At 61.9% G+C, this 14,272-nt stretch carries 10 protein-coding genes; 5 read left to right on the top strand and 5 right to left on the bottom strand.

What is annotated here, in order from left to right; all coding sequences use genetic code 11:
• Positions 1–172 precede the first annotated feature (172 nt).
• The 4 genes from VB780_RS12315 to VB780_RS12330 all read left to right on the top strand — a co-directional run bounded on the left by VB780_RS12315 (position 173) and on the right by VB780_RS12330 (position 6,778).
• Entirely contained in the window at positions 173–1,720 is a 1,548-nt protein-coding gene (locus VB780_RS12315) for a SagB/ThcOx family dehydrogenase (RefSeq protein WP_323351451.1), read from the top strand.
• Between the two features lie 74 nt (positions 1,721–1,794).
• Entirely contained in the window at positions 1,795–4,215 is a 2,421-nt protein-coding gene (locus VB780_RS12320) for a PAS domain-containing protein (RefSeq protein WP_323351452.1), read from the top strand.
• Positions 4,212–4,634, top strand: coding sequence for a response regulator (locus tag VB780_RS12325; protein WP_323351453.1), 423 nt, complete (start codon positions 4,212–4,214; stop codon positions 4,632–4,634). The genes VB780_RS12320 and VB780_RS12325 overlap by 4 nt, the downstream gene beginning before the upstream one ends.
• Positions 4,631–6,778, top strand: a complete 2,148-nt coding sequence (locus tag VB780_RS12330; protein ID WP_323351454.1) for a putative bifunctional diguanylate cyclase/phosphodiesterase — start codon at positions 4,631–4,633, stop codon at positions 6,776–6,778. The genes VB780_RS12325 and VB780_RS12330 overlap by 4 nt, the downstream gene beginning before the upstream one ends.
• A gap of 2 nt (positions 6,779–6,780) precedes the next feature.
• Here VB780_RS12330 and VB780_RS12335 read toward each other — a convergent pair whose 3' ends face one another.
• The 4 genes from VB780_RS12335 to gcvT all read right to left on the bottom strand — a co-directional run bounded on the left by VB780_RS12335 (position 6,781) and on the right by gcvT (position 11,196).
• Positions 6,781–7,113, bottom strand: a complete 333-nt coding sequence (locus tag VB780_RS12335) for a hypothetical protein (RefSeq protein ID WP_073609342.1) — start codon at positions 7,111–7,113, stop codon at positions 6,781–6,783.
• A gap of 148 nt (positions 7,114–7,261) precedes the next feature.
• Positions 7,262–9,241, bottom strand: coding sequence for a hypothetical protein (locus VB780_RS12340; protein WP_323351455.1), 1,980 nt, complete (start codon positions 9,239–9,241; stop codon positions 7,262–7,264).
• A gap of 246 nt (positions 9,242–9,487) precedes the next feature.
• The gene (gcvH, locus tag VB780_RS12345; RefSeq protein WP_323351456.1) at positions 9,488–9,880 is read right to left on the bottom strand and encodes a glycine cleavage system protein GcvH; all 393 of its coding nucleotides are present in this window, start codon (positions 9,878–9,880) and stop codon (positions 9,488–9,490) included.
• Between the two features lie 206 nt (positions 9,881–10,086).
• Complete coding sequence (gene gcvT / locus VB780_RS12350) at positions 10,087–11,196, bottom strand: glycine cleavage system aminomethyltransferase GcvT (protein ID WP_323351457.1); 1,110 nt, start codon at positions 11,194–11,196, stop codon at positions 10,087–10,089.
• Between the two features lie 207 nt (positions 11,197–11,403).
• Between gcvT and VB780_RS12355 the strand changes: the two genes are divergently transcribed.
• Positions 11,404–12,270 (top strand): GGDEF domain-containing protein, encoded by an 867-nt coding sequence (locus tag VB780_RS12355; RefSeq protein ID WP_323351458.1) that lies wholly within the window; start codon positions 11,404–11,406, stop codon positions 12,268–12,270.
• A gap of 7 nt (positions 12,271–12,277) precedes the next feature.
• Here the strand turns inward: VB780_RS12355 and VB780_RS12360 are convergent, their stop codons facing one another.
• Positions 12,278–14,191: a hypothetical protein gene (locus tag VB780_RS12360; protein ID WP_323351459.1), complete on the bottom strand. Its 1,914-nt coding sequence runs from the start codon at positions 14,189–14,191 to the stop codon at positions 12,278–12,280.
• Positions 14,192–14,272 lie beyond the last annotated feature (81 nt).

Below are 14,272 nucleotides of genomic sequence, written 5' to 3' on the forward strand. Positions count from 1 at the left end.
AAGCCACCCCTAAAGATTTTGACGGTAGGTAAGCAAAAAACGGCGGCTCACAGGGAATATTGATTGATCCTTGGCTGCTCTGCGCTCTTTTCTGCTCTAACGCCCTGGGCTTGGCTAAAATCTAGGCAGCCGTCTGTGGCGGCTTGCGATCGCTTCCCTAACGCCCTTGGCCATGCCCGACGCTCTGGTTTCCATAGCCCAGCACTACCATAGCCGTACCAAGTACGACCCCGACACCCTCAAATCGAAGGCGCGGCCCCTTGACTACAGCCAGCAGCCCATCCCCTTTAAGACCTACCGGGTAGGGGCTGAGATTGACCTCAAGCCCTATTTAGAAGAGGGTGCCCCCCCAAGCCCAGACGACGATCGGGTGGATTGGATGCGGCTCTCGCGGCTGCTGATCAACGCCTACGGCCTGACGGCCAAATTTCCGACCGAGACAGGGCAGACTTTTTATCTGCGATCGGCCCCCTCGGCGGGGGGCCTGTATCCAGCGGAGATCTATCTTATTTCGCGGGGTACGCGGTTGCTGCCAGCGGGGCTTTATAACTACCAGGCCCGCAGCCACAGCCTCTGGCGCTACTGGGAAGACCACGGCTGGCAAAACCTTCAGCGAGCCTGCTTTTGGCATCCAGCGCTGGATGCCACCCATTTGGCGATAGTGGTGACGGGGGTGTTTTATCGCTCGACCTGGCGCTACCAAGACCGGGCCTATCGCCGCATTTGCCTTGATGTGGGCCATCTGCTGGGCAACGTGGAACTAGCCAGCGCTCTAGTTGACTATCGCCCCCACCTGATCGCCAGCTTTGCTGACCAGGCGATCGCCGAGCTGCTTTACCTCGACCCCACCCAGGAGGGGGCGCTGGCGGTGCTTCCCCTGGCCGACCTGCTGATGGTGGAGCAAAATCTACCCTATGCCCAGGTGGCCTTTGCCACATCGCCCCAGACCCAGTTTCCCACGGTGCCCGATGGGGAATTGCTGAGTTACTTTCACCAGGCGACGGCCATTGCCCCCACGGCAGATGTGCCCCCGTGGGCGATGCGCCCCACTGGCGATACCCCGCAGCCCATGGATACCCTAGAGGACAAATACAACCTGCCCTTTGGGCTGCGAGTCCCGACCAGCAGCGCCCCGATCGCCTGGGGAGCCCACCTAGAGGAGCTCGAAACTACCCTGTTTAAGCGGCGATCGACCCGGCGCTACAGCGGCGGCTCGATTTCCCTGGAGGCGCTTAGACTGTTGCTCGACTTTACCTATCAGCCCCACCACTATCGCAGTCAGGGATTTGACCCCGACCCCGACTATGGCGATCGCACCCTGGTGCACACCTTTGTGGTGGCCTGCGGGGTCGAGGGGCTCGACGACGGCTGCTACTACTACGCCCCCCGCAGCGAGGAACTGCGCCAGGTGCGCTTTAAGACCTTTCGCCGCGAGCTGCACTACCTCTGTTTAGGGCAAGAGCTGGGCCGCGATGCTGCGGCTGTGGTGTTTCACACCGCCGATTTAGAGGGGGCGGTGGCGGTCTACGGCGATCGCGTCTACCGCTACCTGCATCTAGATGCCGGGCACCTGGGCCAGCGGCTGAATCTGGCTGCCATTCGGCTGGGGCTGGGGGTGAGTGGTATTGGCGGCTTTTTCGACGACCAGGTCAACGAAGTGCTGGGCATTCCGCCCGACGAAGCGGTGATTTATATTACGACTCTAGGGCAGCCTGGATAGTCGGGGTAGTCTAAACAGTAAGCGGTCACCCCCGAGGATTGATCGATCCTCTGTCCAGTTGTGGCAAGGTGTCTATGGCCCAACTTCAGTTTCAAACCCAGATTGCAGATAGCTCTTGGCCCTCAAAAGAGCATTGCCAGGGCGAACGCTCTGCACTGCTGCTAATGGCCGATGCCGCTGAGCGCATCACTTTTGAGCAACAGGTTACGGTCGCCCTGACTACCTACACCCTGGTCGAGGCCGCTACAACGGCCCAAGCTTTGGCGTTATGGCTTACCGGTCAGGTCGACTGGGCGATACTTGATCCAGCCTGGGCAGCGGGCAGCGGGGCGGCGTTTCTAACTGCTCTGGGTGAAATTTACCCGCAGCGCCCTCTTCCGGTGGTGGTGCTGGTAGAGACCGGTCAAGAGCGCGCCGCCCTAGAGGCGATGAAACTGGGTGCCGCTGACTATCTATTTAAAGCCGACTTCACCCCTGAAGCCCTCAGCAGGGCCAGCTTAGCCCTGAGGCAACAGGCTAGCGAGGTGCAGCGACCGCGCTCCACGGCCTCAGACCAGGCTCGCCAGCACTACCAAGACCTGGTTGAACATTCCCCCGATATCATTGAGCGGTTTGATCGCAATTTGCGCCATCTCTACGTCAGCCCGGCGCTGACTGCCATTACTGGGGTGAGTACCGCCGACTTTTTAGGCAAAACCTGCCGCGAGATCGGCCTTGACGACACTATGGTCAATACCTGGGAAGCCGCAGCGGCCCTGGTGCTGGCTACTGGCGAGAAACAGGCGATTGAGTTTACCACCCCCACCCTGAGCGGCGTGCGGCACTTTGAAATGGCGATCGCCCCCGAGTGGTCTGAACGGGGCGAGATCGAATCGCTGCTGTGCATCTCGCGCGATATTAGCGATCGCGTGGCGGCCCAGCAGGCCCAACAGCGACGGCTAGTCGAGGCCAAACGCCGCATTCATGAAGATCAGATGCAAAGTCTGTCGCTGCGGCTGGCCCTGGCCCTAGAGTCGGCCCACATCGGCACCTGGGAGCGAGATATGGCCACCGATGCAGTGATCTGGGATCAGTGCTTGATCGACCTGTACGGGTTTGCCAAGCTGGGGCGACAGGCTAACTATGCCGACTGGCGGGCCCAGGTCTACACCGAAGATATTCAGCGGGTTGAAACCGCCCACCAGGCTCTAGTTGACTACGACACCCCCTACGACCTCGAGTTTCGCATCTGGCGAGGCGACGGCACCCTGGGCTGGATCAGATCTAGCGCCCTGGTGCGGCGCAACGCCCAGGGGCACCCCCTGAGCGTTGTCGGCGTCAACTACGACATTACCGACCAAAAGCAGGCCGAGGCCCATCTGCGCGATCTGTCCCTGCGCTTAGACTTGGCCCTGGAGTCGGGGAACATTGGCACCTGGCAACTCGAACTGTCCACCCTTCAGGCCAGCTGGGATCATCGCATGTATGCCATCTACGGATTCCCTGATGACGGCCAAGTCATAACCTTTGAAGCCTGTCGCAACAGTGTCCACAGCGAGGATGTGGAGCGGCTAGATGCCGCCTTTAGGCAAGCGTTCGAGGGCATCTCTCCCCAAATCCTTGAGTTTCGCATTCGTCGAGGCGATGGCGAGCTGCGCTGGGTTCGGGGTACGGCGCTAGTGCAGTGTGACGACCAGGGGCAGCCGCTGGGGATGATCGGCACCACCTCCGACATTACCGAGGCCAAGCGAGCTGAGGAGCTGCTGCTGCGCACCACCGCTCAGCTCGAAGCCTCTAACCGAGAGCTAGAGGCCTTTGCCTACTCGGTTTCCCACGACTTGCGCGCGCCTCTGCGGGCGATCGACGGCTTTAGCCGAGCGCTAATCGAAGACTATGGCGACCAGTTTGGTGATGAAGGGCGCGATTATTTCGATCGCATTCGTCACAACGTCGGCCGTATGGGGCAGCTGATTGACGATCTGCTGCGGCTGTCGCGGGTGTCGCGCTCGGCTATCACCTACACCTCGCTCAACCTCAGCGCCCTGGTGCAAGAGCAGATTGATGAGCTGCGCCACAACGAGCCCGACCGATCGGTGGCGGTGGCGATCGCCACCGATCTCACCGTCACCGCCGACCCCACGCTGATGCGGGTGGCGATCGCCAACCTGGTGCAAAACGCCTGGAAGTTTACCGCCCACCACCCCAGCGCCCGCATTGAGTTTGGCATGGTCATCCAAGCAGGGGAGAAAATCTACTCCCTACGCGACAACGGCGCCGGGTTCGATATGGCTTACGCCGACAAACTGTTTGGGGTGTTTCAACGGCTGCACAACACCGACGAGTTTCCGGGCACGGGGATTGGCCTGGCTACGGTGCAGCGGGCCATTCACCGCCAGGGCGGGCGGGTGTGGGCCGAGGCCGCCCTAGAGCAGGGAGCCACCTTTTACTTCACCCTGCCCCAGGTTTCCCCAGGGCCAGAGGGATGGCCAGAGGGATGGCCAGAGGGGTCGCCATGACGGCACTGCGCTCCATCTTGCTGGTCGAAGATAACCCCGACGATGAGCGACTCACCCTGCGCGCCCTGCGCCGGGGCAACTTGGCTAACCCGGTGGTGGTGACCCGCAACGGCGAAGAGGCCCTGCGGCAGGTGTTTGGCCCCGACCCCCTGCCCTGCGTGGTGCTGCTCGATCTCAAACTGCCCAAGGTCGATGGCCTAGAGGTACTGCGGCAGATTCGGGCCAGCGATCGCACTCGCCTGCTGCCGGTGGTCATGCTCACCTCGTCCAGTGAAGACCGCGATATTATTGAAAGCTACAGCCTGGGGGCCAATAGCTACGTGCGCAAGCCCGTAAACATCGACGAATTTACCGAGGCTGTGCGCCAGCTCGGTCTCTATTGGGCATTGATAAGTGAGCTGCCTCCCACCCTGCCATGACTGTTGCTGAACCCCTTAGGGCGCTGATTGTAGAAGACTCTGAGGATGACCTGCTGCTGCTGCTGCGAGAGCTGCGCCGAGCCGGGTTTGACCCTACCTGGGTGCGGGTACAAACGGCGGAGGACTTTCGCGCGGCCCTCGACGGGGAGGACTGGGATGTGGTGCTGTCAGACTACCAACTGCCCCAGTTTAGTGCTCCCGCCGCCCTCGATCTTCTCCAGCAGCATTCCTGCGACCTGCCGTTTATCGTCGTTTCCGGCACCGTCGGGGAGGCCACCGCCGTCGATATGATGCGGGCCGGTGCCCACGACTACGTGATGAAAGACAACCTCTCGCGCCTGGCCGAGGCGGTGCGCCGCGAGGTGCGAGAGGCCCACAGTCGCCGCGATCGCCGGGCGGCCATGACCGAGCTCGATCGCACCCGAGAGCTGCTGCATCTGGCCATTGAAGGCTCTGGCATTGGCATTTGGGATTGGCAAGTGCAAAGCGGCGAGGTCTGGGCCAGCGATCGCTGCGCTGCTCTGATTGGCTATGCCCCCAGCGACCTGGCCCCGGCCCGCATCGATACCTGGCAGCGGTTTGTGCACCCCGACGATTGGAGCCGCAAAAAAGTGGCGCTCCAGCGCCATTTTGAGGGCGAAACCCCCAGCTACGACTGCGAATTTCGCCTGCGCCACCGCCAGGGCCACTGGGTCTGGGTGCTCGACCGAGGCAAAGTAGTGGAGTGGGACAATACCGATCGCCCCCTGCGCATGAGCGGCACCTACATCGACATTACCGAGCGTCGCCTGTCCGAGGCCGAGCACCGCCGGGTCGCTGACCAGATGCTGTTCAACAGCCTCCACGATGCCCTCACCCAGCTGCCCAACCGCAACTTTCTGATGCAGCGGCTCGACCTGGCCATACAGCGCTGCCATCGCGGTAGCCTGCGCCAGTTTGTGGTTCTGTTTCTCGATTTAGACCACTTCAAAGTCATTAACGACAGCCTGGGTCACCTGGCCGGGGATGAGGTGCTGGTGGTGGTGGCCCAAAAGCTGCGATTGCTGATTCGCACCACTGACCTGGCCGCCCGCCTGGGGGGGGACGAGTTTGTGCTGCTGCTGGAAGACATCGACACTCTGCAAGAGCCCGTACGCATTGCCGAACGGCTGCTGCAAGAGCTGCAAGAACCCCTGGCGGTAGGTGGGCGCAATGTGTTTCTCAACGCCAGCATTGGCATTGTTATGGGCGATGGCGACTACCATGCCCCCTCCGAACCCCTGCGCGATGCCGACATTGCCATGTATCGGGCCAAGGCCCAGGGGCGGGGGCGCTACGTGGTGTTCAACGAGGCAATGCACCTGCAAGCCCTCCAGCGCCTCCAGCTCGAACAGGAGCTCCGCAACGCCATCGATCGGGGGGAGCTGGTGCTCTACTACCAGCCCATTTTTCATCTGGAAACCAAGGCAATCTCGGGGTTTGAGGCCCTGGTGCGGTGGCAGCATCCCGATCGCGGCTTCATTGCCCCAGACAGGTTTATTCCCATCGCCGAAGAGACCGGGCTAATCGTCCCCCTCGATCGCTGGGTCTTGGCCCAGGCCACCCAGCAGCTGGCTCTGTGGCATCAGCGCTATCCCCACTGCGCCAACCTCACCGTCAGCATCAATTTCTCAGTCAAGGATCTGCTGCGCGGTGAACTGCTCGACGATCTCACCGACATTTTGGCCCAGACCGGCCTCCAGGGCCACCACCTCAACCTCGAAATCACCGAGAGCACCCTGATCGAAGATATTCAGGCAATGGTCACCATTTTGCAGCAGCTCAAGCGCCACGGGTTTACCGTCACCATCGACGACTTTGGCACCGGCTATTCGTCCCTCAGCTATCTGCACCAGCTGCCCGTCGATGCCCTCAAAATCGATCGCTCTTTCGTCATGGCCATGGAGGCCAGCCGCCGCAACTCCGACATTGTGGAGACCATCATTACCTTGAGCAATCGTCTGGGGTTGGCCGCGATCGCCGAAGGGGTCGAGACCCAGGCCCAGCTCTGTCACCTGCACCGCCTGGGCTGCGAGCTGGGCCAGGGCTACTGGTTTGCCAGACCTCTACCCGCCGCCGAGGCCGAAACCCTGTTAATGCTAGCCAGTACCCCTAGCCCCCGCTAGCCCTACTCCGGAAAGAAAAAATCCGTAGGCTCTTCATCTTCTTCGGCGGCTATATAGCTGCGATAGTACTCCTCTAGCTCCGCCGCCCCAATGGAGCGCTCCGACGGATTCTCAAAAAACGTCTTCACCTTGAGGTAGCGCCGCAGCCCCTCGGCCCCGGCGTCGTGCTGGGTAGCGGCCTTAAAGTCATCGGGGAAGGTGTCGCTAATTTGCAGCCACGCCTCCTCTAAAACATCCTCCACGTCTTCGTTGGGGGCGCTCTCAATTAATGCCTCTAGCCCATCGAGAATGTCAATCAGCTTGAGAATCTCTGGAATTTTCTCCGAATCAGACATTGAGCCGTGCATGGATAGCGCTAAACAACCGCGAATGCTTAGGAAAATCTTAGTGGAGTATGGGCCAGATTGATCGCCCCCAGGCGGGAGAATCTACGGCTAGCAGCCAGATCCCACCTGAAGCACAGCCACCGTCGAGGGGCTCTCCCTAGGGCATGGTCATGCCGCCCTGGGGCTCTAGGGCGGCGCGCCACTCGCGCAGGCGCAGCTGGGCTTGGGCATAGGCTTCGGTTTGGGCAGGCACGGCCTCGGCGGTGGCGATCGCCCGGCTGGGGTTGGTCACGGCTTCGGTTTCGGCCAGGCGCAGAATGTCCCAGCTCCAGCGGGTGAGGGCCTGGGTGGCCTCGGCCCGCTGCGGGCTGCTCTCGGGCACCTGCTGAGCCAGTCGTACGGCGTCTACCAGGGCGCCTACGGTACCTAGCTGAGCCGCCTGGTAGGCCTGCTGCAACAGCTGCTGCCCCTGAAGCTGCCCCCGCCAGGTTTGAATGTTGGTCTGGGCCTCGCTGTGCAGGGCGCGGCCTGAGCCAATACGCGACGCGACGGCCACCGCCTCGGCCAGCCGCCCCTGGGCGGCGAGCTGGCGAGCCTGGGCCAGCAGCGGGCCATCTTCGGCTCGCTGGAGCCGGGTGCGCCACTGGCCAATGTCCCGCTGGGCCTCGTCGTAGAGGGCACGACCGGAGCCAATTTGGCGGGCGGTGGCGATCGCACCGGCCAGATCCCCCACCTGGGCTTGCTGCTGCGCCTGGCTGAGAATGGGGCGATCCACGGTGGTTTCGATCTGGCCCCGCCAGCGGCCAATCTGAGCCTCGGTGTCATCCCAGGCGGGGTTGGCGCGGGACACTTTTTGGGCCTCAATGATGGCAGCCTGGAGGTCGGCGATGGTGCCGGGCAGCGCCACCTGCCGAGCCCATTCCAGCTGCGATCGCCCCTGCACTTCCTCCTGCCAGCGGCGCATTTGGCCCTGGGCCTTGCCGTAGAGGGGGCGATCGGCCCCAATGCTCTGGAGCCGCACAATCGCTCCCTCCAGACCACTAATGCCGCCCTGCCACGACAGCTGGGTGGCGTCGATGAGAGTGCGCATGTCGGCAATTTCGGCCCCCATACTCAGCGCCGCTGGAATGGCCTCCAACATTTGACCTGCCGCCGCCGCATCGCGGCGATCTAAGGCCGATTCAGCCATATCTAGCAGATCGCGGCCAAACTGCCGAATCACCGTCTGGGCTTCGGCGTAGACTGGGCTCTGGCTGTCGATGCCCTGGGCGATCGCCAAGGCCTCCTGCATGGCTTTTAGCGTGCGCTGTCGGGCCAATTCTTTGGCTTTGCCGAGCTTGTTGAGGTCTTCGCGGGCGGCGGTAATTTTGGTGGTCAGCTCGTCGTACTTAGTGGTTTCCCAGTGGGTGTTGCCTACGTCCAGCAGCTGAATGGCCTTGGCAAAGGCGTCCTGAAAGGCCAGCGCCTTGAGGTCGGCCTCGGCGGCTTGGTAGATAGCTTCGGCGTCTTTCCAGATCTGGTTCCAGTCGCTGACCTGCTGGCTGACGAGCTGGGCGGCGGCGGTGTGGTTGGGAATGCGCTGGGCGATCGCGATCGCCTCCGCCAAATCCCCCGCCTGAAACGTGGTCTCGGCCAGCGCCAGAATCTTTTCAGACCAGTCTTCAATGCGCAGATCGATCTCGCCCCGCAGGGGGTGATCCGAGGGTAGGGACTCCAGTAGGGCGATCGCCTCTAAATAGCCCTCCACCGTGCCCTGCTCGGCATAGGCCTCGGCGCACTGCAACCGGGTGGTCGCCGCTGCCGTAGGCCAAAATATGGCCCGACAGTTGGGCAGGTTAGGAATCCGAAACAGGCTGATGGCCGACATCACCCCCACCCCAGACACCAGCACCAAAATACCCACCGACCAGACGGGCCAGGTTTTGGCCAGCCGCTGCATCAGAGGGCGGCGGGGTGGACGAGGGGCCGGAGCCGGAGCATCCCCATCCGCTCGCTGCCGCAGCTCAGCCAGGGGATCGTAGCGAGGGGGGGCCGAGTCACGAATTGGTAGACCAGGGGGCGACGACGCAGGGCGAGAAGGCCCGGCGGCCAGCCCTGGATAAATCGGTCGCTCAGAGGTGTCTTGGTCTGAAGCCATGCCCGCTTCCTGAGATTGGCGTCGCTGCGGCTATTATATCGGGTGGTTCAACCCGCCCAGCCGAAGGCACCGTGAAAGTCAGCCTTAGTATAGCCATGTCCTGAATAAACGCAATGCCCTGGGGCGGGTCATCAATTCTGGCCATAATCTTTAATCCCACCAGCGTTGCCCCGCCCGCCCCAAAAAACAGGCTAGGGGCTGTAACCGTTGATTCTTGGGCCATCAGCAGTTAGTTGATGACAGCCCCTAGCCGCCCACCTGGTCTTTGTACTCATCGGCAGTGAGGGCGTCGTCGAGATCGTCGAGGTCACTGGCCCTAATTTTCACCAGCCAGCCGTCGCCGTAGGGGTCATCGCCAATCTGCTCCGGTGCTTCAATCAGCGCTTCGTTGCGCTCTAGCACCTCGCCGGAAACCGGCGATTTCAGCTCTTCCACCGCCTTGACCGACTCTACCGTGCCGAATTTTTCGCCCTTTTCCAGACTGTCGCCGATCTCGGGCAGTTCTAAGAAGACAATGTCCCCCAGCTGGTCAATGGCAAAGGCGGTAATGCCCACGGTGACAATGCCCTCGTCGTCATCGGTGCGGGCATATTCGTGGCTGTCGAGATATTTCAGGGTTTCGGGATATTCAAATGCCATGGCGTAAACCTCACATCGCCCCAGGGAAAGTAGTTGGTCGCGCAGCTATCGTACAGAGTGGATGGAATCCAGTGCCAGTGTGCCATGAGACGGCGGTTTTGGCGCAGGGAATGGGGAGATGAGGAACGGAAAGGTGAGGCAGATAGGGAGATGGGGAGATGTTTAACTTCCTCACCTTCCCTACCCTCCTCACCTTCCCTATTCCCTCACTTCGCCCGATAAAAGGGCCGCTTCACCACCGTTGTGGCTCGGGGTTCACCGCGCACCTCGACCTCAAGGGCCTGTCCCACCTTGGCCAAAGGAGCGGCGACGTAGGCCAGGGCAATGGGGATATTGAGCGTAGGGGCTAGGGTGCCGCTGGTGACGGTGCCGATGCGATCGCCCTGGTGCAGCACCGGGTAACCGTGGCGGGCGATGTGGCGACCTGCCATGGCCAGGCCCACCAGGCGGCGGCTGATGCCTTTGGCCTTCTGCCCTTCGAGCACCGATCGCCCCACAAAATCCCCCTTTTCGTCTAAGTGCACCAGCCAGCCCAGGCCCGCCTCTAGGGGGCTGGTGGTGTCGTCGATGTCTTGGCCGTAGAGGGCCAGGGCGGCCTCCAGGCGCAGGGTGTCGCGGGCACCCAGGCCGCAGGGGGCGGCACCGGCTTCGGTGAGGGTCTGCCAGAGGGCCAGGGCGGTGTCGGGGTCGGTCATAATTTCAAAGCCATCTTCGCCGGTATAGCCGGTGCGGGCCACCCAGGCCAGCTGCCCCAGCAGGGCGGTGTCGCGGTGAGCAAAGCGGCCCAGAGCGCTCAGATCGAGGACGGTGTGGGGCTGGAGCAGGGCGGCGGCGGCGGGGCCTTGGAGGGAGATGAGGGCGCGATCGTGCGATTCATCCACCAGCTCTATCCCGGTACCCGCTAGGTGCCCTAGCAGCCAGGCTTTGTCTTTGTCGGTGGTGGCAGCATTGACGATCAGCGCTACGGTTTCGGCATCTGACCCTGAGCTACTAGAGCGCGGCGACTTCAGGTAGACGATCAAATCGTCAATGATGCCGCCCTCGGGGTTGAGCAGCACGGTGTACTGGGCCTGACCCTGGGTAAGCCGATCTAAGTTAGAAGGCACCAGGGTTTGCAGAGCAGCAATCACCCCCGCCCCCCGCAGCTCAAACTTGCCCATGTGGGAGATGTCAAACAGCCCGGCGCGCTGCCGCACTGCCTGGTGCTCTTGCTTGATGCCGCCAAACTGCACGGGCATTGACCACCCGGCAAACTCGGTCATGCGCGCCCTCTGATCGACGCAGGCAGAATAGAGAGGGGTTTGTAATAATGTCATAGCGGGAATTCTAGAGCCATTCAGAGTGTACTGAGAAAACGTCGGTCTGATTTAGGGCTTCATACCTTTGCCGCCCTGGCTGCTTTTGGTGAAGGTCTGTGGTTACACAATGTTGCCCTGCCGTTGTCCGCAGTGGTGGCATGACATTAGCGGTAGACCCGACTACCTATCGCCGGTGTAACGCCTGTTCCCTTAACTGTGTTTTCCATGATTGCTCTTATGCCCCACGGGTCTTGTTTTCTGTGGGATCTTCAGCTGACGTCTCTGCACGTAGCCAGTGACTTAGCGGTGGCGGTGGCCTATTTTTCGATTCCGCTGCTGCTGCTGCTCAACCGACAGCATATCGACACCCAGATTCGACCGGTGCTGCTGCTGTTTGCCGCCTTTATTTTTAGCTGTGGCATTGGCCATGGCCTGCGGGTGTGGAATATCTGGCACACCAACTACTGGCTCGAAGGCGCTTGGACCTGGGTCACTGCCATGGTCAGCCTCTATACCGCCTGGGAACTCAAAGGGCTGGTGCCGCAGCTGCTCAACACCCACAAAGATTTAGTCACCATTCGGGCCCTGGTTGAGCAAGATCCTCTCACTGGCATTGCCAACCGTCGGGGGCTAGAGGCCGCCCTGACAGCCCTGGTCTATCAACCCGGAGCAACGGGGCACACCCTCATGCTGCTCGACCTAGACGGGTTTAAAGATATCAACGATACCTACGGCCACAGCGCGGGCGACCAGCTGCTTCAGGCCGTTGGGCAGGTGCTGAGTCGCCAGATTCGCACCACCGACCTGGCCGCCCGCATTGGCGGTGACGAGTTTGCCCTGCTGATGGTCGGCTGCCTGCCCGAAGAAGCTCTGGACAAAGCCGAGGCCATTCGCCAAGAGATTTTGCAGATCACCATGCCCCATCTCCACCCGCCCACCCGTTGCCCACTGGTTTCGGTCAGCATTGGCCTCAGTGGTTTTACCTCCGATCAGGGCATTACCCACAGCTACCAACAGGCCGACGCGGCCCTCTATGCGGCTAAGTACAACGGCAAAAACCAGATTAAGGTGGCCACCCCCGTGGCTGCCTAGAGCCGCTCTAATTTTTGATAAACCCACCTAGGTCGGGCCGGTAGCGAGCCACAAATCCACCCTGGGCGTCGTAGACCGCCACCTGACGGTCAACCTGGTGACTGGTGGTAATAATCTGCTCAATTAGCTGCTGGGAGCTGGGGTTGAGCTGGTTCGTAAAGGCAAAGGTGCCGTCGGCGGCGGGGGGGGTAATGGCCTGGCGCAGGGGCTCGGCGTACTGGCTAGAGAGCACCACTCGAATTTGGCTGGCATCTTCGCGCACGGTGCAGGGGGTGGCCGACAATTCGCAGAGCTGGGCTAGGTTGGTGGTCAGAGTTTGCAGGGTTACGGCGGTGCGCAGTCGGTTTTGGGCATTGGCCAAAGCGGGCTGGTAGGTCTCTAGCAGTACCCCACCCTCCTCCGCCAAAATAGTATCGGAGGGAATTTGCTGGGCGCTGGCCACCGCCTGTTGCCACTGGCCGACCGCTAAAGTCCACTGGCCCTTGGCTTCGGCGGCGGCGGCATTGCGCGCGGCCTGCACCGCCTGGTGGTAGTTGCGGGCTCCGGCCTCCTCTAGGGTTGAGCGGTTGCTAGCGCGGTTGAGCTGCTGCCGGTAGTCATTGAGCTGGGCCTGGGCTTCGCCATAGACCATAGTGCCCTGGGGAATCAGCGACAGCCCTTTGATGGCCGCCTGCCACTCCTTGGCGGCCAGCTGCCAGCCCGCCAGGGAATTGGCGGTTTCCATCCGCTGGCGGGCCAGGTCGCCGGTTTGAATGGCGGTGCTGAAATTGGCTTCGGCCTCCTCTTCGGCCACGATGCGGCGGCCAATAGCGCTGTAGTTCGCGCGGTATTCGCGCAGCTTTTGCTGGCTGTAGTCAAAGGCTGGGCTATCGGCAGAAATGGTGCTGAGCTGGTCGATCGCCTGCTGCCAGAGCATATGCACCTTCACCCAGCGCTCCACCGGGTGGGGTGGGGCTTGACTCAGGTTGGCGGCCTCGCCAGCCAGCGCCTGGGCATGGGTAATAGCTTTAAGGGAGGCAATGCTGCCCTGGTAGCGTCCCAGGTCGCCTTGGGCCACGTCGTAGTAAGCCGACCAGGTGGGAATGGGAGCCAGCATATCGATCGCCGTCTGGAGATCGGCCTGGGCAGTAGCCAGATCTTCGCCGGTGGGGCTACTCGCTAGGGTGGCCTGGGCCAGGTCGTAGTGCTCGGTGGCCTGATCGAGGCGATCGCAGCTGCCCACCACGCAGGGCCGCGACAGAGCATAGGCAAAGGCGCCGCTGCCCACCAAAATTAGCCCCGCCAGGCCATAGCTCCAGTAGTACCGCAGCGATCGCAGGCTTTGACGGGCCCAGATCTGGCTGCGCTCACCCCACCCAGGCCCAGCCGGGGGCTGCACCGCTGTATCGGGCAGCGCTAGGGCCGCGTCGCTAAACCCAAGCCCAGGGGAATCCGTTCTGGTGCTGGCCTCAGCAGCACTGACGTCAGGCTCAAACGCCCCAACGTCAGCCAGGCCATCGGGGCGATCGCTGGCGGTAGTTGCGACCTCAGTATGGACCTCAGAGGGCGCAGCGGTTGCCGGAAAGATCACCTGCGCCGCGTCCTCAGGATGCCAGGTAAAGGTGTGCATCGCGTAGGGCTGAGCGACGGCCTTGAGCTTAAGATAAATTCGCACCGGCAGGGCCGTAACCGTCGCCCAGTCGGCCTCGGGCAGTCCCACCCTGGGCACCACATCCCGGAACGCCAGCTCCAGTTCCTTGAGCAGGTCACTGGGCGCACTCACCTCGGGGGCCTTGTGCTCAGCCAGCAGCAACAAGCGCCCCGCCCGCTCCGAGCAGTCGAGTCTCAGCCCAGGGTAGAGATTCGTCGCTTTGAGGTAGGTGGCAAAGGCCCGCTGAAGCGGTTCAAAGCCGGTGGAGGTGGACGGTGATAGTGAGGTCATAGAGTACCGATGGATATTGCCCCAAACAGCAGTGCTCCCAAGCGCGAACGACCCTGGATGACGACCTAGGCAATCGACCCC

This window comes from Leptolyngbya sp. CCNP1308, from assembly GCF_034932455.1.
Taxonomy (GTDB): Bacteria; Cyanobacteriota; Cyanobacteriia; order Phormidesmidales; family Phormidesmidaceae; genus Nodosilinea.